Source organism: Streptomyces oryzae (assembly GCF_017676365.1).
In the GTDB taxonomy this organism is placed as follows: Bacteria; Actinomycetota; Actinomycetes; order Streptomycetales; family Streptomycetaceae; genus Streptomyces; species Streptomyces oryzae.
In genome coordinates, this window is the sequence record NZ_JADKMA010000001.1 from 93,699 (window position 1) to 115,858 (window position 22,160).

Consider the following 22,160-nt stretch of genomic DNA (forward strand, 5'->3'; position numbering starts at 1 on the left):
GCTGTGACCGCAACGACCCTCGACGGCCGACGCACCGCGGCCGCCATCCGCGCCGAACTCGCAGACCGCGTCGCAGCACTGGCCGGACGCGGTGCCACACCGGGGCTCGGCACCGTACTCGTCGGCGATGACCCGGGCAGCAGTGCCTACGTCGCCGGCAAGCACCGCGACTGCGCCCAGGTCGGCATCACCTCGATCCGCCGCGAGCTCCCAGCCGACGCCACACAGGCCCAGGTCGAAGCCGTCGTGGACGAGCTCAACGCCGACCCCGCCTGCACCGGGTACATCGTCCAACTGCCTCTCCCGCGCGGGCTCGACGCCAACGCCGTACTGGAGCGGATGGACCCGGCGAAGGACGCCGACGGCCTGCACCCGGTCAACCTCGGCCGGCTGGTGCTCGGTGTCGCGGGCCCGCTGCCCTGCACCCCGCGCGGCATCGTCGAACTGCTGCGGCGCCACGACGTCCCGCTCGCCGGTGCCCGCGTCTGTGTGATCGGCCGCGGCGTCACGGTCGGACGGCCCATCGGCCTGCTGCTGACCCGCAGGTCGGAGAACGCGACCGTGACGCTGTGCCATACCGGCACCAAGGGCCTCTCCTGGCACGTACGCGAAGCGGACGTGGTCGTCGCGGCGGCCGGATCACCCGGTCTCATCACGCCGGAGATGGTCCGGCCCGGCGCCGCCGTGCTCGACGTCGGCATCACGCGCACCGAGAACGGACTGCTCGGTGACGTCCACCCGGACGTGGCCAGGACCGCCGGCTGGCTGGCCCCGATGCCCGGCGGTGTGGGCCCGATGACGAGGGCGATGCTGCTGGCGAACGTGGTCGAGGCGGCGGAGGCCGCCTCGTTCGCTGAGACGGTCTCTTGACAGGGTCCCCTCCGAAAGACAGATTGTTGCTCATTACGAAGCAAGATGCGTAATCCGCAACATTCGGCAGTTCCCTCAACTTCCGGCGCAGGACCGCTCCGGCCGACCGGACCGGTCGTGCGCACCACCACAGAACATCCGGCCGCAAGGCGGCCCGAGCGAGGAGCTCGACAGTGACACATGAGGTACGCGCCGTTGTCGCCCGGGAGAAGGGCGCTCCGGTTTCGGTGGAGACCATCCTGGTGCCCGACCCCGGTCCGGGAGAGGCGCTGGTGGAGGTGCAGGCGTGCGGCGTCTGCCACACCGACCTGCACTACCGGGAGGGCGGCATCAACGATGAGTTCCCCTTCCTGCTCGGCCATGAGGCCGCCGGTGTTGTCGAGGCGGTCGGCGAGGGGGTCACCGGCGTCGCGCCCGGCGACTTCGTCGTCCTCAACTGGCGTGCCGTCTGCGGCCAGTGCCGCGCGTGCAGCCGCGGGCGGCCGTGGTACTGCTTCGACACGCACAATGCCACCCAGCCCATGACGATGCTCGACGGCACTCCGCTGTCTCCGGCGCTGGGCATCGGCGCCTTCGCGGAGAAGACCCTCGTCGCCGCCGGCCAGTGCACCAAGGTCAGTCCGAGCGCCTCGGCCGCCGCCGCGGGGCTGCTCGGCTGCGGTGTGATGGCCGGCTTCGGTGCCGCGGTCAACACCGGGGGAGTGGGCCGGGGCGACTCGATCGCGGTGATCGGCTGCGGCGGAGTGGGCATGGCCGCCATCGCAGGCGCCAAGGTGGTCGGCGCCTCGAAGATCATCGCCGTCGACGTGGACGAGCGGAAGCTGGAGTGGGCCGGCAGGTTCGGCGCTACCGCCACCGTCAACTCCGCCAAGACCGACCCCGTCGAGGCCATCCGTGAGCTGACGGCCGGTTTCGGCGCCGATGTCGTCGTGGACGCGGTGGGCCGCCCCGAGACCTACGAGCAGGCCTTCTACGCCCGCGACTTGGCCGGTACCGTCGTCCTGGTCGGCGTCCCCACCCCGGAGCCGGCCATCGAGCTGCCGCTGCTGGACGTGTTCGGCCGCGGTGGGGCGCTGAAGTCGTCCTGGTACGGCGACTGCCTGCCCGCCCGCGACTTCCCGGCACTGGTCGACCTCTACCTCCAGGGCCGCTTCGACCTGGACGCCTTCGTCAGCGAGAAGATCGCCCTGGACGATGTGGAGGCGGCGTTCGAGAAGATGCACCGCGGCGATGTGCTGCGCTCGGTGGTGGTCCTGTGAGCGCCCGCATCGAACACGTCGTCACCAGCGGCACTTTCGAACTGGACGGCGGCAGCTGGGAGGTGGACAACAACGTCTGGCTGGTCGGCGACGACCGCGAGGTCCTGGTGATCGACGCGGCGCACGACGACGCGGCGATTGCCGCCGCCGTCGGCAGCCGGCGCCTGACCGGCATCGTGTGCACCCACGGCCACAACGATCACATCAACGCAGCGCCTGCGCTGGCAGCGAGCACCGGTGCCCGCATCATGCTGCACCCGGCCGACACGGTGCTGTGGAAGGCCACGCACCCGGGCACCACTCCCGACGAGTCGCTGGCGGACGGCGATGTGCTCACCGTCGCCGGTACCGACCTGCACGTGCTGCACACACCCGGACACGCTCCCGGTGCGGTCTGCCTGTACGCGCCCGAGCTGGGCGCCCTGTTCTCCGGCGACACCCTTTTCCAGGGCGGTCCCGGAGCCACCGGCCGCTCCTACTCCGACTTTCCCACCATCATCGCCTCCATTCGCGACCGACTGCTCACTCTCCCCACCGACACCACCGTTTACACCGGCCACGGCAGCAACACCTCGATCGCGGCTGAAGCGCCCCAGCTCGATGCCTGGATCGCCCGAGGGCACTGACGAGACCGTCAGCACCTCGAACACCCCCATTCCCCTTTCCGACCCTCGCTTTGTGGGTGTCCGACGTCTTCCGAAGGTGACCGATGACCGTGACAAACCTGTCCCCGAGTCTGATTTCCACGCTGCCCGGGGAGCACTACACCGATCCTGAGGTCTTCCGGCTGGAACAGGAGCGGATTTTCGAGGCCATGTGGTTCTGCGTGGCCCGCGCATCGGAGCTGGCCCGGCCGGGCAGTTACCGCACGTGCCAGGTGGGGCGGGAGAGCGTGCTGATCTCCCGTGCCCGGGACGGCTCCGTCAAAGCGTTCCTCAACATCTGCCGGCACCGCGGCGCCAAGCTGTGCACCCAGGAGACAGGCGAGGTGAAGCGGGCATTCCAATGCCCTTACCACGCCTGGACGTACGGACTGGACGGCAAACTGGTCGCCGCCCCGAACCTCACCTCGATGCCCGACATCGACCGGACCGAGTACGGGCTGGTCACCGTGCATGTACGCGAGTGGCTGGGCTATGTGTGGGTCTGCCTGGCCGAGACACCCCCGTCCTTCGAGGACGAGGTGATGGGAGCGGTCGCCCAGCGGCTGGGCAGCACCGAGGCGATCGCGAATTACGGCATCGAGGGACTGGAAGTCGGCCGGCGGATCACCTATGACGTGCAGGCCAACTGGAAGCTCATCATCGAGAATTTCATGGAGTGCTATCACTGCGCCACGATCCATCCCGAACTGACCGAGGTCCTTCCGGAGTTCGCCGACGGTTTCGCGGCACAGTACTACGTGGGCCACGGTGCCGCGTTCGGAGAGGACGTGGAGGGATTCACGCTCGGCGGGGGCGAAGGGCTCGACCGTATCCCCGGTGTGGACGAGGAACAGGACCGCCGCTACTACGCGATAACGGTCAGACCGCAGGTTTTCATCAACCTCGTCCCGGATCACGTGATTTTCCACCGGATGTTTCCCATGGCGCATGACCGGACCCTGGTGGAGTGCGACTGGCTCTACCTTCCCCATGTGACGGAGAACGGCAAGGACGTCGAGCATTCGGTGGAGCTGTTCCACCGCGTGAACCAGCAGGATTTCGACGCGTGTGAGCGTACGCAGCCCGCGATGAGTTCCCGTGCCTATGCCAAGGGCGGCGTACTGGTGCCCAGCGAGCACCACATCGGCGAATTCCACACCTGGCACCAGAACCGACTGGCTCACCGCGCCCACTGACCCGCGCCCACCCTGGTACAACCGTCCTCCCGCCGTGCGGCCCCTCCGGCGGGAGGACGGTCGCCGCGGGCGGCCGCGGGCCCTACACAGAAAGGCGGGTCCCACCACTCCACATCGAGGCGTGAGGAGCTCTAATAATGTGACCATGCGCATTCCCGGAGCCCGCCGATTCCCCGTATCGCATTCTTCGCGGCCGGAAGGCGAGCGGAAGCCCCGGTACCGGTGGGCGGCGCGGCGACCGCACTCGCTGCTCAGCGTGCGCACTGCGGCGGGGCAAGTGTTCGTGCTCCAGGTCGTGCTGGTGGTGCTGCTCGCATGCGCAGCCGTGATCGCGCTCGTCGTGCAGGCCCGCGGGGCGAGTCTGCAGGAGGCCCGCAACCGCTCGCTCGTCGGCGCACAGACCTTCGCACAGGCCCCGGGCACGCTGAGCGCCATGAAATCCTCCGACCCCAGCGCACTGCTTCAGCCGCGTGCGGAGGCGGCCCGGAAGGCGTCCGGCGTCAGCTACATCATCGCGTTCGACACCTCCGGTTACCGCTGGACGCACCCGGACCCGGACCTGATCGGCAAACACGTCGTCGGCTCGTACGCCGAAGCGCGCGCTGGGGGAGTGCACCAGGAGACCTACGACACGCCGGGTGTAGGCCGCGCCGTGGACTCCATGGTTCCCGTCTTCGACAAAGACGGTTCGGTTGTCGGGCTGGTATCCGTCGGGATCAAGGTCAAGAGCGTGAACGCGGCGGTGGTGGCGCAACTGCCGACGATCCTGGGGGCCGCGGGCGGCGCCCTGCTGGTGGCCATGGCCGGGTCGGCACTGGTGAGCCGGAGACTCCTGCGCCAGACCCACGGCCTGGGCCCCTCGGAGATGACCCGCATGTACGAGCACCACGACGCGGTGCTGCACTCGGTGCGGGAGGGCGTGCTCATCCTCGACGAGGAGGCTCGGCTGCTGCTGGCCAACGACGAGGCGCGCCAACTGCTCGACCTGCCCGAAGACGCGGAGGGCAAGCGGATCACCGACCTCGGACTGGCCCCGGGCACCGCCGGGCTGCTGGCGTCCGGCCGCACGGCCGACGACGAGGTGCACCTGGCCGGGGACCGGCTGCTCGCCGTCAACCTGCGCCCCGTCGACAGCTACGGCGGAGGGCCCGGCAGCGTGGCCACGCTGCGGGACTCCACCGAGCTGCGGACCTTGGCCGGCCGGGCCGAGGTGGCGCGCGAACGCCTGCAGCTGCTCTACGACGCCGGGGTGCGGATCGGCTCCACGCTGGACATGGTGCGCACCACCGAGGAACTGGCCGAGATCGCGGTGCCGCAGTTCGCCGACTTCGCCACAGTCGAGCTGCTGGACGCGGTGCAGCGGGGTGAGGAGCCGGAGGGCGCGAGTCTGACCATGCACCGCACAGCGCTGCGCGGCATCAGGAACGACCACCCGCTGTACCCGGTGGGCGAGAAGATCACCTTTCTGCCGACCATGCCGCAGGCGCGGGGGCTGCGCGACGGTTATGGGGTGCTGGAGCCCGACCTGGGCGCGGCGCAGGACTGGCAGGCACTCGACCCCGAACGCGCCGGGCGCATCGTGGACTTCGGTATCCGCTCGCTGATCAGCGTGCCGTTGCAGGCACGCGGTGTGGTAGTGGGGATGGTCGGCTTCTGGCGCTCGGAGAAGGAACCCTTCACGGAGGATGATCTCTCCTTCGCCGAGGAACTGGCCGCCCGCGCGGCGGTGTGCATCGACAACGCACGCCGCTACGCCCGGGAGCACGCCACGGCGGTCACCCTGCAGCGCAGCCTGCTGCCCCGTACGCTGCCCGAGCAGTCCGCGCTGGAGGTGGCCTACCGCTATCTGCCTGCTCAGGCCGGAGTGGGCGGTGACTGGTTCGACGTCATACCCCTGCCCGGAGCCCGCGTCGCACTGGTCGTCGGTGACGTCGTCGGGCACGGCCTGCATGCGGCGGTCACCATGGGCCGGCTGCGCACCGCCGTCCACAACTTCTGCGCCCTCGACCTGCCCCCCGACGAGCTCCTGCGGCACCTGGACGAGCTGGTCGCCCGTATCGACCAGGGAGAGCCCGGCGACGGCGAGGGCGCGGGGATGACCGGCGCCACATGCCTGTTCGCGATCTACGATCCCGTCTCCGGAGACTGCTCCGTGGCCCGGGCCGGTCATCCAGGCCCCGCCCTCGTCCACCCAGACGGCACGGTCACCTTCCCCGACGTCCCCGTCTCGCCACCGCTCGGCCTCAGCGCCGGACTGCCGATCGAGACCGCCGAACTGCACCTGCCCGAGGGAACCCAACTGGCCCTGTACACCGACGGACTCGTCGAAGACCGCCGCCGCGACATCGACACCGGTCTGGAGCTCCTGCGGGACGCTCTGGCACACCCCGGCCGGACCCCGGAGCAGACCTGTCAGGCGGTACTGGACGCCATGCTGCCCGCCCGTCCCGGCGACGACATCGCCCTCCTGGCAGCCAGGACCCGGCTGCTGGCCGCCGACCAGGTGGCCGACTGGGAGGTGCCCTCCGATCCGGCCGCTGTCGGCCGCATCCGCGCCGCCTGCGTCCGCCGGCTGGAGACCTGGGGCCTGGACAAGGTCACCTTCAGCACCGAACTCATCCTCAGCGAACTGGTCACCAACGCCATCCGCTACGGCACCGGCCCCATCCGGCTCCGGCTGCTGCACGATGGCGACAACCTGATCTGCGAAGTCGCCGACGGCAGCAGTACCTCCCCGCATCTGCGCCGCGCCCGGACCACGGACGAGGGTGGCCGCGGTCTGTTCCTCGTCGCCCGGCTCGCCCAGCGCTGGGGCACCCGGTACACCGCCCACGGCAAGGTCATCTGGACGGAGCAGTCCGTGCACGAGGCCGGAGCGGGAGCCGGTGGAGCCGTGGGGGACTTTCTGCTGGACCAGTGGGACGACGAGCTTGAGCTGTGACCGCGCCTGAGGTGTGACCGCGCCTGAGCGGTGACCGAGGCCGTCGCCCCCTGCGGACGACGGCCGGTCGAAGCCTGCGCACCGCCTGCGCACCGCCTGCACATCGACCCGTTTTCAGCGTGGCGGAAAAGTGCTGTCGAGAGCTGCTCCCGATACCTCTTGACAAGCCCCCTGCGCGCCCGAAAGCATGTTGCGTATAGCGAATCGCGTTGTGTTATTCGAGACAACGCTCTTCTCCTTCCTCCGTCCCGAGGTTGGGCGCGTGGCCGTCCGCCGAGGGCAGCCCATCCCTGTCGGGCCCCCGTAACCTGGAGGTTCCCCATGATCACGGTGTGCCGGATCGAAGATCTGCCGCCCGGCGAGTCCATCCGTGTGACCGACGGCGTCCCCGCCCCCGTCGCGGTGTTCCACACCGAGGACGGTGAGGTCTACGCCATCGACGACACCTGCACCCACCAGGACGCCTCGCTGGCCGACGGCTGGCTGGAGGGCTGCTTCGTCGAATGCCCCCTGCACACGGCCTTCTTCGATCTGCGGACCGGTCGCCCGACCTGCCCGCCGGCGAAGTACGCGGTACGCACCCACCAGGTCTCCGTCGAGAACGGTCAGGTCCTGCTCCGCATCGGCGTCGCGGAGCCGGCATGAGGAGCATCACCGTCATCGGGGCCTCGCTGGCCGGCCTGTACGCCGCGCGCGCACTGCGCACCCAGGGCTTCGACGGGCGACTGGTGATCGTCGGCGATGAACACCACCAGCCCTACGACCGGCCCCCGCTCTCCAAAGACTTCCTCACCGGCGCCTGCGACCAGGGACAACTCGCCCTGACCGACGCCGACGACACCGCCGAGCTCTACGCCGAGTGGTATCTGGGAACCAGGGCCACCGGCCTGGACACCGGCAGCGGCACGGTACTTCTCGACGGCGACCGGTCGCTGGACACCGACGCCGTGGTCATCGCCACCGGCGCCGCCCCGCGCCACCTCCCCGGGCAGGTACCCGCCGACCCGGCGGAGACCGGAGTGCACACCCTGCGCACCCTCGACGACGCCCAGGCGCTGCGCGACGATCTGGCCCGCGGCCCGGCCCGGGTCGTGGTCATCGGCGGCGGTTTCATCGGCGCCGAAGTCGCCTCCTCCTGTGCCGTTCTCGGCCATGACGTCACCGTGGTCGAGGCCGCCCCGCTCCCGCTCGTACCGCAGCTCGGCGAGGAGATGGCCCAGGTCTGCGCCGGTCTGCACGCGGACCACGGCGTCACCCTGGTCACCGGCACGGGCGTGGCCGGGCTGCAGGGCGGCGCCACGGAGGGGCGCGTCACCGGAGTGCAGCTGGGCGACGGGCGGCTGCTGCCCGCCGATGTGGTCGTGGTCGGCATCGGCGTGCGGCCCAACACCAGCTGGCTGGAGGGCTCAGGGCTGCCGCTGGAGGACGGCGTGGTGTGCGACGCGGGCTGTGTCACCGCGCTGCCGAACGTCGTGGCCGTCGGGGACGTCGCCAGGCTGGACGGCCGCCGCGCCGAGCACTGGACCAGCGCCACCGAACAGGCCACCGTCGCCGCCCGGAACCTGCTCGCCGGCAGCACGGTCGCCGCCCATCAAAGCCTGCCGTACTTCTGGTCCGACCAGTACGGGGTCCGTATCCAGTTCGCCGGCCGGCGGCTGCCCACCGACACCCCGCGGATCGTCGAAGGCTCCGTCGACGACCGCAGCTTCCTCGCCTGCTACGAGCGCGAGGGGCAGACCACCGCCGTCTTCGCCGTCAACCGCCCCCGCCCCTTCATGCGGCAGCGCCGCGAGCTCATGCGCGCCACTCAGCCGGTCACGGCCTGAGCCGGCCAAGGCCCGCGCCCCGCAGGGCCCCAGGACCTCCGCCAGGAAGGCACCGCTCATGTCGCTTCTCAGCAGCCCCCTCCACGAGCTCGACCCCGACATCGCCGCCGCCGTCGATGACGAACTCCGCCGCCAGCAGCGCACGTTGGAGATGATCGCCTCGGAGAACTTCGCTCCGGTCGCGGTGATGGAGGCGCAGGGCTCGGTCCTCACCAACAAGTACGCCGAGGGCTACCCGGGCCGCCGCTACTACGGCGGCTGCGCACACGTCGATGTGGTCGAACAGCTCGCCATCGACCGCGTCAGGGCCCTCTTCGGCGCCGAGGCCGCCAACGTGCAGCCCCACTCCGGCGCCCAGGCCAACGCCGCCGCGATGTTCGCCCTCCTCAAGCCGGGCGACACCATCCTGGGGCTCGATCTCGCACACGGCGGGCACCTGACCCACGGTATGAAGATCAACTTCTCCGGCAAGCTCTACAACGTCGCCGCTTACCACGTCGACCCCGGCACCGGCCAGGTCGACATGGCCGAGGTCGAGCGGCTGGCCAAGGAGCAGCGGCCCAAGCTGATCATGGCGGGCTGGTCCGCCTACCCGCGCCAGCTGGACTTCGCCGCCTTCCGCCGGATCGCCGACGAGGTCGGCGCGTACCTCATGGTCGACATGGCGCACTTCGCAGGCCTGGTCGCGGCCGGCCTGCACCCCTCGCCGGTCCCGTACGCGCACGTCGTGACCACCACCACCCACAAGACGCTGGGCGGCCCGCGCGGCGGCGTCATCCTCTGCACCCAGGAGATCGCCAAGAAGATCAACTCCGCGGTCTTCCCCGGCCAGCAGGGCGGCCCGCTGGAGCATGTGATCGCCGCCAAGGCGGTCGCCTTCAAGATCGCCGCCGGCGACGAATTCAAAGAGCGCCAGCAGCGCACCCTGGAGGGCGCCGAGATCCTCGCCGAGCGCCTCGGCCGGCCCGACGTCCAGCAGCACGGCGTCGCCGTCCTCTCCGGCGGCACCGACGTCCATCTCGTCCTCGTCGACCTCCGCGACTCCGAACTCGACGGGCAGCAGGCCGAGGACCGGCTCCACGACGTCGGCATCACCGTCAACCGCAACGCCATCCCGAACGACCCGCGCCCGCCGATGGTCACCTCGGGCCTGCGGATCGGCACCCCGGCGCTGGCCACCCGGGGCTTCACGGCAGAGGACTTCGGCGAGGTCGCCGACATCATCGCCGAAACCCTCAAGCCCGGCTGCGACGCCGACGCGCTGCAGGCCCGGGTCACCGCCCTCGCCGACAAGCACCCGCTCTACCCGGGCCGGTAACCGACAACACTCCTACGGGGCGTGCCCGGGACAGCCGGGCACGCCCCTTCGACCCCACGGAGCGTGGCGTGGCAATCAGCGTCTTCGACCTGTTCTCCATCGGCATCGGCCCGTCCAGCTCGCACACGGTCGGCCCGATGCGGGCCGCCCGCATGTTCGCTGTTCGGCTGAAGGAGGACGGGCTGCTCGCCCAGACGGCGTCCGTCCGCGCCGAGCTGTTCGGCTCCCTCGGTGCGACCGGACACGGCCACGGCACCCCCAAGGCCGTGCTGCTCGGCCTGGAGGGCAACGAGGCACACACCGTCGACGTCGCCGGGGCCGAGCTGGACGTCGAGCGCATCCGCACCACCGGCCGGCTGCGCCTCCTCGGTACGGAGATCGGCCCGTCCTGCGAGATCGACTTCGACGCCGACACCCAGCTGATCATGCACCGGCGCCGCACGCTGCCGTACCACGCCAACGGCATGACCCTCTGCGCGTACGACACCCACGGCGCGCCGCTGCTGGAGAAGACCTACTACTCGGTGGGCGGCGGCTTCGTGGTCGACGAGAGCGCGGTCGGCGCCGACCGCGTCACCCTCGACGACACCGTCCTGAAACACCCCTTCCGCACCGGCGACGCACTGCTCCGTCTCGCCCGCGAGACCGGCCTGTCCATCTCAGCCCTCATGCTGGAGAACGAAACGGCGTGGCGTACCGAGGACGGCATCCGCACCGGCCTGCTGGAGATCTGGCGGGTCATGGAGCAGTGCGTCGCGGACGGCCTGTCCCACGAGGGCATACTGCCCGGCGGGCTGAAAGTACGCCGCAGGGCCGCCGCCTCGGCGCGGCAGCTGCGCGCCAAGGGCGACCTGGCAGGCCGCGCCATGGAGTGGGTCACCCTCTACGCGATGGCCGTCAATGAGGAGAACGCGGCAGGCGGCAGGGTGGTGACCGCACCGACCAACGGTGCGGCCGGCATCATCCCCGCAGTGCTGCACTACTACAGGAACTTCGTGCCGAGCGCCGACGAAGAGGGCATCGTCCGCTTCCTGCTGGCCGCGGGGGCGATCGGCCTGCTCTTCAAGGAGAACGCCTCGATCTCGGGCGCCGAGGTCGGCTGCCAGGGTGAAGTGGGCTCGGCGTGCTCCATGGCCGCCGGCGGCCTCGCCGAAGTCCTCGGCGGCAGCCCCGAACAGGTGGAGAACGCCGCCGAGATCGGCATGGAGCACAACCTCGGCCTGACCTGCGACCCCGTCGGCGGGCTGGTTCAGGTCCCGTGCATCGAGCGCAACGGCATGGCCGCGGTCAAGGCCATCACCGCCGCGAGGATGGCGCTGCGCGGCGACGGCCGTCACCACGTCTCCCTCGACAAAGTCATCAAGACCATGCGGGACACCGGCGCCGATATGAGCGTCAAGTACAAGGAGACGGCGCGGGGCGGCCTCGCGGTCAACATCATCGAGTGCTGAAAACCGGGGCGGAGCGGGCACATCGAGCGGGGCTCGCACGCCCGGCGTGTGTGTGCCGGTGAGCAGCGCCCGGCGTTGCCGGTGGAGCGCGGTGGTCGAAGGGAGGTCTCTCACGGTGAGCCAGTACGTGAACCGGCCTGACGGAATCCGCGACCGCACGCGGCCAGGCTGCACACTCACCGGGCTGCCCCGGCTCCGGTTCCCCGGCGCCTCCTGCCGCCCGCGGCGCATCGCGATGCTCACCGTTCACACCTCGCCGCTGCATCAGCCCGGCACCGGAGACGCCGGCGGAATGAACGTCTACATCCTGGAGCTGGCCAAGCGCCTCGCCGCGATCGACATCGAAGTGGAGATCTTCACCCGCGCAACCTCCGCTGCGCTGCCGCCTCTTGTCGAGCCGGCGCCCGGCGTCCTCGTGCGGCACGTGGAGGCGGGTCCGTACGAAGGGCTGGCGAAGGAGGACATGCCCGGTCAGCTGTGCGCCTTCACGCACGGGCTGATGCGGGCCTGGGCGGACCACGGTCCCGGCCACTACGACCTGGTGCACTCGCACTACTGGCTGTCCGGCCGCGTCGGCCGACTGGCCGCCGCGCGGTGGGGCGTCCCGCTGGTGCACGCCATGCACACCATGGCCAAGGTCAAGAACGCCGCCCTCGCCGGGGGTGACACGCCCGAGCCGGCGGCCCGCGTGATCGGGGAGACGCAGGTCTCACAGGCCGCCGACCTGCTCATCGCGAACACCGGCAAGGAGGCGGACGAGCTGGTCCGCCACTACGGCGCCGACCCCGCGCGGGTCGCCGTCGTCCACCCGGGCGTTGACCTGGACCGTTTCCGGCCCGGCCCTTCCGGGATCGTGGCCGGACGAGCCGAGGCCCGCGCTCGCCTCGGGCTGCCCCAGAACGCGCTCATTCCGCTCTTCGCCGGCCGGATACAGCCGCTGAAGGCGCCGGACCTCGTCCTGCACGCTGTCGCCCGGCTGCTGGAGGAGCGGCCTACGCTGCGCGAGCGGATCGTCGTGCCGGTCGTCGGCGGCCCGAGCGGCAGCGGCCTTGCCGAGCCGAAGGGCCTGCAGAATCTGGCCGCTCAGCTCGGAATCTCGGATGTGACCCTCTTCCATCCGCCGGCCGGCCAGGAGCAGTTGGCCGACTGGTACCGCGCGGCCAGCGTTCTGGTGATGCCCTCGTACAGCGAGTCGTTCGGGATGGTCGCCATCGAGGCCCAAGCCTGCGGCACACCGGTGATCGCGGCCGAGGTCGGTGGCCTGCCGGTGGCCGTCTGTGACGGAGTGAGCGGCGTGCTCGTGCCGGGACACGATCCGGCGAACTACGCGCGGGCGCTGCGCAGTTTCGCCGACGACCCTGCGCGCTCCGCCCGCATGGGCGCTGCCGCGGCCCGGCACGCCCGCACGTTCAGCTGGGACAGGGCCGCCGCCTCGACGGCCGCGGCCTACGCGGCGGCGCTGCGTGACCGGTGGGGCGTGCACGCTTCGTACGTGGCGGCTCGCATCTGACCACGTGGCTTTCCCCCAATCTCAGCGGCAGGTCGGACTCCCCCAAGCTTCCCGTGAAGCGGCATCGCTACCGACGCTCGAGCGTCGGCTCCCTGGAAGCGAGGCCCCGGTCGGGTGTTGCCGAGACCGGCCACGCGCGGTCGTCCACCGTCAGAAACGGCTCGTCCACCACGGCCGACGGCGTTGCGCCGGTGAACTCCATGATGTCGCGGTGCAGATGGGACTGGTCGCAGTAGCCGCCGTCCGCCGCGACTCGGGCTGCGCCGTCACCCGCGACCATGCGGTGCACCGCATGGTCGAAGCGGACCAGTTTCGCGGCGCGTTTGGGCGGGATGCCGAGGTGCGAGTGGAACCGGGACCACAGACGCCTGCGGCTCCAGCCGAGCTCGGCCGCCAGGTGGTCGACCCGGAGGAGACCCCCGCTGCCGACGATCCGCCGCCAGGCCCAGGCCACCGCCGGGTCCACCGGCGACCGCGCCTCACACCGGCGGGCGAGCAGCGCGTCCGTCAGCGCGAAGCGCTCCTGCCACGAGGACGTCTCGCTCAGTCGCTCCCGAATCAGTGACACCTCCCGGCCCCACAGGTCGTCGAGCGACACCATGGCACCGGCCAGATCCGCCGGACCGGCACCCAGAACTCTGCCCGCGACCGCTGGAGACAGCCGCACCTGCACGCACTCGACGTCCTCACCCCACGCCCGTACCCCGCCTCCGGAGCCGAACCCCGGCCCGGCGACGACACTTCCCCGATGCTGCCGCCCGGCGCCGTCGTCCACGGTGGGCGTGCTCGTCCCGAACTCCAGGATCAGCATCACGGCCGGGTGCGGAACCATCCGCAGGCCGCCGACGAGTGAGCCCGGTACGCGGAAACCGGCCATGTCGACACCAGCCACCCGGCTGGGCCGTTGCGGACGTGCGACGTCCCACTCAGCAGGATCGTCACGTTCACTCGTGGTGGACCCCATCGTCCAATGCTATGCGGACCGGGGCGGGAACATTTGTCCAAGCCAGCGGGGTCCACTGCAAGCCACGGTGGTCCCATGACTCCTCCCGACAGGAACCCCCATGCGAACGGCGACGCCGGCGCCACCGAGGACGCGATCCTCCACCTGGAGAACGGCGACCTCCACGTCTGCCAGGACGGCCCTCGCGACGCCCCCGCTCTTCTCCTCGTTCACGGATCCGCCACCTCGAGCCGTTCATGGGACGCGCTGGTTCCATTGCTGACCGCCTCCCATCACGTCATCCGGATCGACCTGCCGGGCCACGGCCGTTCGGCCGAACCGGTCGGCCGCGGCTACGACACCTCCGAGCAGGCGCGCACCCTCGGTACGGCACTGGACCGGCTGCACGCCGAGCACGTCGTGGTCGTCGGCCATTCCAGCGGCGGCTATGCCGCCACTGCTCTCGCCGAGCAGCGGCCCGGCCTGGTGACCGCGCTCGCACTCATCAACACCGGCCCCGGCATGGACGCTTTCCTCGCGAGGGAGACCACCGCGCTCGACCCCGCGCAGTGGCCGCCGACCGACGAGCAGATCCGCCAGTTCGCGAGCACCGGATTCCGCGCGGGCTACCAGGTCCCACAAGAACTCGTCGACGAACTGCGCGGTATGAGCTTCCACGCGGTCACCGCTGCGATGCAGGCATCCGTCGCCTATCTGACCCAGCAGGCACTTCCGGACCGGCTGAAGGCCCTCGGCAAGCCCCTGCAGGTGATCTTCGGCGACCAGGACCGCAGATGGCGGCCGTCGTCCGCTGCGGACTACCGCGTGGTTCCGGGCGCGAAGGTCGAGTTCCTGCCCGGCGTTGGACACACACCCATCCTGGAGGAACCGCTGCGGACCGCCGCACTCCTGCTGCCCTTCACCGAGAAGCAGGCCACTCGTGCGCCCAAGGCCACGTGAGGATCTCTCGACCTGACGGCACGTCCGTCTGCGAAGAGAACCGCCCGCGGCAGGCAGTCGTCAATTTCTAATTGACGCCCGTGGAGGCGTCAAGCTACGGTTGACGCATGAGTCCACTCGACATCAACCTCGCTGACCTGATCGCCCGCCTCGACGCGGAGTTCCCCGACGCCGACCACCTGGCGCGGGTCAGCGAGGCGCAGCTGCGTAATCGGACACTGGCCGACCTCGGTGACCAACTCGTCGACCACTACGTCGGCAAGGCCAAGCAGGCCGGCGCGTCCTGGAGCGAGATCGGCGACGCCATCGGGGTGTCCAAGCAGGCCGCCCAGCAACGCCACACGCCCGCCCCGTTCGAGCGGTTCACCGAGCTGAACCGGCACAGCATCGTGCTGGCACAGGAGGCCGCCCGAACCCACAAGCACGACTCCATCGGCACCGAACACCTCCTGCTCGGCCTGCTCGGCGAACCACAGGGCCTGGCATACGAGGTGCTGACATCGAAAGCCGGGCCGGAGCAACGCATCCGCGACGCGATCGAGGAAGCGATGCCGCCGGCCGGGCAGAAGGCGCTGCGGGGACATATCGCATTCCGGCCGGAGAGCCAGCAGGCCATCCAGGAGGCGTCCCGCGCGTCGGCCGACCTCGGCCACGACTGGGTCGGCACGGAACACTCGCTGCTGGGCCTGATCCGCGCCGAGGCGAGCCCGGCCGCGCAGATCCTGCGCACCCTCGGCTTCACCTCGGAGGGACTGCACGAGACGGTCAAGGCCGGGATCGCCGAACGGCCTGCCAAGGGAGACAAGTAGCTACGCAACGATCAGCGAGCGGGAGGGCGATGCTGCCGGGGCCAAGGTCCCCGGCAGCCTCACCCTCCGCCCGTGGGAGATCCGCGACGACACATCCGCCGAGCTGTCCAGAGTCCTTGGGCCCTGGACAGCGGCGCACCTGCGGCATAGGTTCCTCCCACCTCGAAGTCCTGCTCGGAAAAGGGAAGTTGTGAAGCTGAGAAGACTGATACCCGCCGCGCTGGCCGTCCCCGCGATCGCCCTCGCCCTCCCCGCACCGGCCGCCCATGCGGACGCGGCCGCGCGGACAAGGGTGAAGTCAGGGCCGGTCGTCGTGGCGACCATCGAGACCAGCACCCTGTGGTGGGGAGAGGGCGCCTTCCACCCCAACGGGGACCTGCTGAAGGTCAACGACGGCACCAACCGCGGCGGCTGGCGGATCCACGCGAACGTCGAGAAGTTCTACCGGGGCGAGTGGGTCTACGTCTTCGGCTGCACCGCGGCCGACGGAGCGGGGACGAACTGCTGGAAGAACATCCCCGAAGGGACCCTGGTCAGGGTGCACGCATACGCATTCAAGGGGAGCGAGACCAAATACCACCGCTACAGCGCACAGACCCGCGCGTAGGCGGCGACCGGGGCTTGGGCAGCCCGGTCTGAAGCATGTTTTTCCGAATACAGCACGCTATGCCCTCCGTCCACGCGCTACAGGTTGTTATGGATCGATGAAGCTGGTGCACGGGATCGATGGAGGTGGTGCACGAATGGGTCATCTTGTGAGCGCGTGGCTCTAGCCTTCTCGAGGGGCTGATGGTGTCTTGATGTTGGGCCCTCGGATCGATGGTGGAGGGCTTGGGTGGATCCTCTGCAGCCCGGCGACCCCCGGCGCGTCGGTAAATACCGGCTGGTGGGGCGGCTTGGTGAAGGTGGCATGGGGCGGGTGTTCTTCGGCCGTTCCCCCGGAGGGCGTCCGGTCGCGGTGAAACTGATCCGCTACGAATACGCTCAACGTGATCGATTCCGCGCCCGGTTCGCGCGTGAGGTCGAGGCCGCCCGCAGGGTCGGGGGGTTCCATACCGCATTGGTCATCGACGCCGACCCCGAAGCCGACCCGCCGTGGATGGTCACCGCCTACATCCCCGGCCCCTCCCTGCACGGAGCCGTCACCGCACACGGCCCCCTCGACGGGCAGGCCGTACGCATTCTGGGGGCCGGGCTCGCCGAGGGGCTGGCCGCCATCCACGCGTGTGGGCTGGTGCACCGGGATCTCAAGCCCGGCAACGTGGTCCTGGCCGCCGACGGTCCCAGAATCATCGACTTCGGCATCGCCGGCACGCAGGACGCCGGCAAGCTGACCGCGACCGGTGCCGTCTTGGGGACCTACGCCTACATGTCCCCGGAACAGGTGAACGGGCATCGGCCGGAAGCCGCCGGTGACGTGTTCGCCCTTGGCGCGGTCCTGGGATTCGCGGCCACCGGCCACAGCCCCTTCCACGGTGAGACAACCGCCGCCATTCTGCACCGCATCACCAGCGAACCACCCGACCTGCGCGGTCTCGCTGTGGAACACGACCTCGGCGACCTGATCGTCGCGTGCCTGGCCAAGGATCCCGCTGACCGGCCCCCTCTCACCGACGTTCTCGCCCGGCTGGCCGGACCCTGGCCGACTGCCGGCTGGCTGCCTCCCGCCGTCATGGACATGATCGCCTCCAGGGAGTCCGCGTCAGCTGGAGCTCTGGCCTCGGAGGCCGCGGAACCAGACCATCCGCTGCACGGGCAGCCTACGGTGGACCCCCCTCCGGAACGCCGTGTCCGGCGCCGAGCCGCCCTGCTCACAGGGCTCGTGGCATCCCTGGGCGCCGTTGGCGCCATTGCGGCCGGGGCGATGTTCCTCCTTCCCCCGGAGTCCGCGAAGCCGTCGGCAGCTCCCCAAGAATCGGCCGAGCCGTCCCCGGCTCTCCCGGATCCCGCCAAGTCATCGTCAGCTTCTCCGGAGTCCGCCAAGCCGACGGTTCTCCCCGAGTCCGCCGAACCCTCGGCAACACGCGGCCGCGTCGTCACCGACGACGGGCGTGCATTCGGGCCCGGCGGATGGAGCCAGTTCACCGTGACCGTCGATCCGTCCAACGACGGCGTGCGGCTGACACGCCGCCTCGACTCCAGTGTCTTCGGGCAGAGCGCGACCCTCTCCGTGAACGGCAAGAAGGCCGGACGCTGGGTACCTATGGCAGGCGCCCTCACCGTCTGGGTGGATCAGACTGTCGAGCTGCCGAGGTCGGCCACGAAGGGCCGGAAGGTTCTCACCGTCCGGAACACGTTTGAATCATCGACAAAGGATTTCAACGAGTTCACCTACTTCGTGGACCAGAAAGTCGACGGCCTCTGGCGCCGTGCCGACGTAGTCGACATCGGGCCCAGCAATCTCGCCGAGGAAAAGGCGCACAGATACCGCATCGAAGAGAAGACCTGGGAAGGTACGCGAACCTTCAGGTACCGGGGTACATAACTGGGCGCTCGGTGCTCCGGCGCAGGGTCCGTTGGCCCGCGCTTCCCGCGCTTCCCGCGCTTCATCGGTTACCGGCGAGTTGGGACCGGTCCCGGGCGGGGTCCCCTACCGTCACCGCGGAACTGGAGACCGGGACTTGTCGCGCCATGCCCAGCGGTGAACGGGCTGGTCGGCTTCGTCCAGCCGTTGAGGAGGCGCCCGTATGAATCTTCGGAGAGCTGGGGATCCACCTGGCCGTCCCCCGCGAGCGCAGGCACGTTCCGGTGACCCGGAGCAGCACCGCCCGACGCATGCCTTTCTGGTCCTGGTCAGAAACTTTCAGCTGGCCAACTCCGTCGCCGTGGGCATGAGATCGCGGCTGGCCGAATCCGGCGCCGACCTGCCGGTGCTCGTACCGCCGATGTACGAGGACCAGTTCGCCGCGCCGGACGCCGCGTGGCGGCTGCAGGCCTGGTGGGACCGGCAACATACCGGTGTGGAGCTGTCCGCGGCCGTGGTGTTGATCGTCGACGTCGAGGAACTCGCGGGCCTCGGACGGGTCTCGTACATGGCGATGCAGCCGGGGGAGGCGACGAGGCCCCGTTCGTACCAGCGCGGCCGTGCGGTGGTCGAGGTGCCGGTGACCACGGTGGGGGAGCTGACGGACGCCGTGGTGGCGGGCACGCTCGGTGCCGACCAGCCCGGTGCGGCGGCGAAGGTGGCGCGGCCGGCGTTCGCGTCGCCCCATTCGGAGCGGCACGCGAAGCCGCTGTGGGACCGGCAGAAGGTTCGTACCGCAATGCTGAGCGGAGCGCTGGGGTTCAGTGCCTGGCTGATGTCGGCGGTCTCGCAGCCGAGCCTGGCGCAGGCCGCGCCCGCCTCGAACTCTCACCAGCAGCAGCCGCAGCAGCCCGACGCTGTCGCCGAGGCCCCCCGCGACCAGCCGCCCGGCCCGTCCTCACCGGGTGAGCCTCCGGCGACTGCTGCCCCGGAACCCGAGGGTGACGCTCAGTCAAGTGAACCGGGCGGCGTCAGCTCGCGCGTGGACGAGCCCGCTCCCACTGACTGGAGCTGGGGCGACTTTCTGGGGCGCACGATCGACGGTGGCTACACCGGCTTCGTCACGCCTGATCAGCTCGCGGGTGCCATCGAGAATTACAAGGACCCGGAAAACGCCCGCAAGCTTCCCGAGCCAGAGGGCGAAGACACGGCGAAGAAGGAACCGAAAGGGATTCTCAAGCGGGTTCCACTTGTCACCTCTGCCCTGGGCGCAATGTGGAACGCGAGTGCTTACTTCAACGAGCACGCCTCGGCCGAGTACAAGAGGGCCCTACGTGACATGAACGGCGGGATCCCCCCGGACCCGTCGCAGGACCCGCTCAACCCGGCCTTCCAGCCCACCCGGGCCGAGGTCTCCGCGGGTGTCGCCAAACCACCCGGCCAAGGAGGTGGCCGAGCCCCGTACATCCCGGGACCGTTCAACGCACCCATAGTGGCACCACCACCGGCCGGACAGCCATTGCCCGACCTCTCGGAGCCGCCGCCGGTGCCGACTGGTTCGTCACCTTCGGAGTTGGCGCGCGCGGAGGAGGCGCGTGCAGCTCGGGCGCGTGCGGAACGGCAAGCGCCACAGCCGCCCGGCGCGGCTCCGGCACCGGGAGCGCCGGCCGCTCCGCCCCCGGCTGGTTCGTCACCTTCGGACTTGGCGCGTGCGGAGGAGGCCCGCGCGCAGCAGCAGGCGCCCCGGCCGCCTGCTACGGCTCCGGCGCCAGAAGCGCCGGTCGCCCCGGCCCCGGCCCCAGGCCCGGAGGCCCCTGCCCCGCCGCCTGAGGGCGCGGCCCCGGCCCCGTCGGCTCCGCTGCCGCCTGGGGAAGAGGCCCCTGCCTCGCCCGCGCCTGCGGGTGAGGCACCCGTCCTGCCCTCGCCCGGGGGAGAGGCACCCGCTCCGGATACGCCGCCTGCTCCGCCTGGGGCTGCGCCTGCGAGTGAGGCCCCAGCTTCACCCCTGGCGCCTGAGGATGAAGCCCCAACTCCGCCGACGCCCGCGGGTGAGGCGCTAACCCCGCCTGCGCCTGCGCCTGCGCCTGCGCCTGCACCGGAGCCCGTACCGGCGCCTGCACCTCAGTCCGCGGCGGAAGCGGAGCCTGGGTCCGAAGGAGAGCCCGCGCCTGTGCCGGAACCCGCACCGGTGCCTGCGGCGGAACAGGGGCCCGAGACAGTCGAGCCGGCGCCCGCTCCTGAGCCGGAGGCTGTACCGCAGCCCGAGGCGGCTGAGCCGGCACCGGCACCGGAACCCGAGCCGGAGCCAACGCCTGCGCCTGAGGCGGCCGAGCCGGCACCGGAGTCCGAGCCAGCACCTGAGCCCGAGGCCGCCGAGCCGGCACCGGCACCGGAGCCCGCGCCGGAGCCGGAACCTGCGCCTGACCCCGAGCCTGAGGCCGCCGAGGCCGCGCCGGAGCCGGAACCTGCACCCGAGCCCGAGGCAGCCGAGCCCGAGGCAGGCGAGCCTGAGGCCGAGCCGGAGCCAACACCCGAGTCTGCGCCCGAGCCCGAGCCCGAGCCCGCACCGGAGCCGCAGGCGGCCGAGCCCGAGCCGGAACCCGCGCCTGAGCCGGAACCGGAACCCGAGCCGGAGTCCGCACCCGAGCCCGAACCGGAGTCCGCGCCCGAGTCGGAACCGGCACCGGAGCCGGAACCCGCGCCCGAGCCCGAGCCGGAACCTGCGCCCGAGCCTGCACCGGAACCCGCGCCCGCGCCGGCCCTCGCGCCGTAACCCGTCGTCCCGCTGCCGCCCGGTCCCCGGGCGGCAGCGAGCTTTTCCGTGGCGGGCCCTTCCGCGGACGAGCTCGTTCGGACGCTTGGAGCGATGGCGACTGCTGCCCGCCCGGCCCCAGGGGCCGGACCCGCACTCGACGCGAGGCGGTCACCAGCGCGGTGACCGGGTCCGTTCGCCGCACAGGGGCGACCGGAGGCACCGGACGACGACCGGATGATGGGACAACGACCAGATGGCCGGGCGACATCGGACGGCGGCCGCGAGCGACGGGGTGTCAGACCCCGGGTCTAGTTTCCTCCCATGTCCGCAGCGACCACGACGTACACCTACCGCGCCCCGTCCGCCTTCGATGCCGCTGAGCACGCCCTCGCTCTGCAGACGAGCGGGGGACGCTCTCCGGCCGGCGCAGCCGCGAACCCCCCGCTTCTTCGACGGGGCCTTGACCGCACCGGAGGTGTTTGCCGCGGCGTTTCTTGCCGTCGCAGACGTGGCGTCCGCCCGGTATTACGATCCCCGGCTGACCGGGGCGGCAAGCCGCGATCCCGTGGTCACGGCCGGGGGCGGCCGGCTGCGGTTCGAGTCCTTCTCCGGCTGCTGCGGGGTGCACGCCCGGCTGGATGTGCCACCGGCCGGGCTGGAGGCCGGACAGGTCGGCCGCGGGACTACGAACATCGACGTCAACCTCCCACTGCGGGACGCGCTGGGGCGGTTGACTGCCCGTGAGCCGCTCGGCCTCACTGTCGGGCCCGACGAACTCGCCGTCCGAACGGGCGGCGGCCGGATCGTGGAGAAGAAGGTCCCGCTGCCCGACCGCTGGATACGCGGCTTCGCCGAGACACCCCTCATCGCCGCCCGGTTCGACCTCCGTGCCGAGCTTCCCGCCACCGAGGCGCTCCGCTTCCTGCGCACCCTCCCGCGGGCCGGGTCCGGTAATGCCTCGCGCGGCGCGGAGTGGGTCGTTGCCGGTCACGGGCGGCTGCGCACCACCTCCCGGCCCGTGCCGGGGGCCGTATGCCTTCCCGGGCCGCAGCGCCTCACCGCGCTGCGCCGCGTACTGCGCCACGCCCGCGGACTCCGCCTCTACGGGCCGCCCGTGACCGCCCGTAGCGCCCCGCAGGCCGCGGCGTGGGAGATCTCCCTCCCGGCCGGCCTCCGTCTGACGCTCACTCTGTCGCCCGGGACGGGACGGGGGT

16 protein-coding genes and 1 pseudogene are annotated in these 22,160 nt (G+C 70.9%); 15 read left to right on the forward strand and 2 right to left on the reverse strand.

Annotated elements, in window-relative coordinates; all coding sequences use genetic code 11:
* The first annotated feature begins 3 nt into the window (after nucleotides 1–3).
* The 10 genes from ITI46_RS00440 to mshA all read left to right on the forward strand — a co-directional run bounded on the left by ITI46_RS00440 (nucleotide 4) and on the right by mshA (nucleotide 13,015).
* The gene (locus tag ITI46_RS00440) at nucleotides 4–870 is read left to right on the forward strand and encodes a bifunctional methylenetetrahydrofolate dehydrogenase/methenyltetrahydrofolate cyclohydrolase (protein WP_209237069.1); all 867 of its coding nucleotides are present in this window, start codon (nucleotides 4–6) and stop codon (nucleotides 868–870) included.
* A 173-nt stretch (nucleotides 871–1,043) separates the two neighbouring features.
* The gene (locus ITI46_RS00445) at nucleotides 1,044–2,129 is read left to right on the forward strand and encodes an S-(hydroxymethyl)mycothiol dehydrogenase (protein WP_209237070.1); all 1,086 of its coding nucleotides are present in this window, start codon (nucleotides 1,044–1,046) and stop codon (nucleotides 2,127–2,129) included.
* Entirely contained in the window at nucleotides 2,126–2,755 is a 630-nt protein-coding gene (locus tag ITI46_RS00450) for an MBL fold metallo-hydrolase (protein WP_209237071.1), read from the forward strand. The genes ITI46_RS00445 and ITI46_RS00450 overlap by 4 nt, the downstream gene beginning before the upstream one ends.
* An 83-nt stretch (nucleotides 2,756–2,838) precedes the next feature.
* Nucleotides 2,839–3,969 (forward strand): aromatic ring-hydroxylating oxygenase subunit alpha, encoded by a 1,131-nt coding sequence (locus ITI46_RS00455; protein WP_209237072.1) that lies wholly within the window; start codon nucleotides 2,839–2,841, stop codon nucleotides 3,967–3,969.
* Nucleotides 3,970–4,114: 145 nt separating this feature from the next.
* Nucleotides 4,115–6,910, forward strand: coding sequence for a SpoIIE family protein phosphatase (locus ITI46_RS00460; protein WP_209237073.1), 2,796 nt, complete (start codon nucleotides 4,115–4,117; stop codon nucleotides 6,908–6,910).
* 321 nt (nucleotides 6,911–7,231) lie between these two features.
* Complete coding sequence (locus ITI46_RS00465) at nucleotides 7,232–7,555, forward strand: bifunctional 3-phenylpropionate/cinnamic acid dioxygenase ferredoxin subunit (RefSeq protein ID WP_209237074.1); 324 nt, start codon at nucleotides 7,232–7,234, stop codon at nucleotides 7,553–7,555.
* On the forward strand, nucleotides 7,552–8,736 hold the full coding sequence (locus ITI46_RS00470; protein ID WP_209237075.1) for an NAD(P)/FAD-dependent oxidoreductase: 1,185 nt from the start codon (nucleotides 7,552–7,554) through the stop codon (nucleotides 8,734–8,736). The genes ITI46_RS00465 and ITI46_RS00470 overlap by 4 nt, the downstream gene beginning before the upstream one ends.
* A 58-nt stretch (nucleotides 8,737–8,794) precedes the next feature.
* A complete protein-coding gene (gene glyA, locus ITI46_RS00475) occupies nucleotides 8,795–10,054 on the forward strand; it encodes a serine hydroxymethyltransferase (protein WP_209237076.1) in 1,260 nt (419 codons plus the stop codon).
* A gap of 68 nt (nucleotides 10,055–10,122) precedes the next feature.
* A complete protein-coding gene (locus tag ITI46_RS00480) occupies nucleotides 10,123–11,505 on the forward strand; it encodes an L-serine ammonia-lyase (protein WP_209237077.1) in 1,383 nt (460 codons plus the stop codon).
* A gap of 115 nt (nucleotides 11,506–11,620) precedes the next feature.
* A complete protein-coding gene (gene mshA, locus ITI46_RS00485; RefSeq protein WP_372451818.1) occupies nucleotides 11,621–13,015 on the forward strand; it encodes a D-inositol-3-phosphate glycosyltransferase in 1,395 nt (464 codons plus the stop codon).
* Nucleotides 13,016–13,082: 67 nt separating this feature from the next.
* Here the strand turns inward: mshA and ITI46_RS00490 are convergent, their stop codons facing one another.
* Nucleotides 13,083–13,892, reverse strand: a complete 810-nt coding sequence (locus ITI46_RS00490; protein WP_209237096.1) for an AraC family transcriptional regulator — start codon at nucleotides 13,890–13,892, stop codon at nucleotides 13,083–13,085.
* Between the two features lie 162 nt (nucleotides 13,893–14,054).
* Here ITI46_RS00490 and ITI46_RS00495 point away from each other — a divergent pair, with 162 nt between their 5' ends.
* The 4 genes from ITI46_RS00495 to ITI46_RS00510 all read left to right on the forward strand — a co-directional run bounded on the left by ITI46_RS00495 (nucleotide 14,055) and on the right by ITI46_RS00510 (nucleotide 18,212).
* Nucleotides 14,055–14,918 carry an alpha/beta fold hydrolase gene (locus ITI46_RS00495; RefSeq protein WP_209237078.1) on the forward strand — a complete coding sequence of 288 codons (864 nt, stop codon included), beginning with the start codon at nucleotides 14,055–14,057 and terminating at the stop codon, nucleotides 14,916–14,918.
* Nucleotides 14,919–15,025: 107 nt separating this feature from the next.
* Nucleotides 15,026–15,727, forward strand: coding sequence for a Clp protease N-terminal domain-containing protein (locus ITI46_RS00500; RefSeq protein WP_209237079.1), 702 nt, complete (start codon nucleotides 15,026–15,028; stop codon nucleotides 15,725–15,727).
* Nucleotides 15,728–15,917: 190 nt separating this feature from the next.
* Nucleotides 15,918–16,334 (forward strand): hypothetical protein, encoded by a 417-nt coding sequence (locus ITI46_RS00505; RefSeq protein ID WP_209237080.1) that lies wholly within the window; start codon nucleotides 15,918–15,920, stop codon nucleotides 16,332–16,334.
* A gap of 228 nt (nucleotides 16,335–16,562) precedes the next feature.
* Entirely contained in the window at nucleotides 16,563–18,212 is a 1,650-nt protein-coding gene (locus tag ITI46_RS00510) for a serine/threonine-protein kinase (RefSeq protein ID WP_209237081.1), read from the forward strand.
* A gap of 318 nt (nucleotides 18,213–18,530) precedes the next feature.
* Here ITI46_RS00510 and ITI46_RS00515 read toward each other — a convergent pair whose 3' ends face one another.
* Nucleotides 18,531–18,875 carry a hypothetical protein gene (locus tag ITI46_RS00515; protein ID WP_209237082.1) on the reverse strand — a complete coding sequence of 115 codons (345 nt, stop codon included), beginning with the start codon at nucleotides 18,873–18,875 and terminating at the stop codon, nucleotides 18,531–18,533.
* Nucleotides 18,876–21,267: 2,392 nt separating this feature from the next.
* Between ITI46_RS00515 and ITI46_RS00520 the strand changes: the two are divergent.
* Nucleotides 21,268–22,160 (forward strand): annotated as a pseudogene (locus ITI46_RS00520) (SWIM zinc finger family protein); the annotation flags it as partial.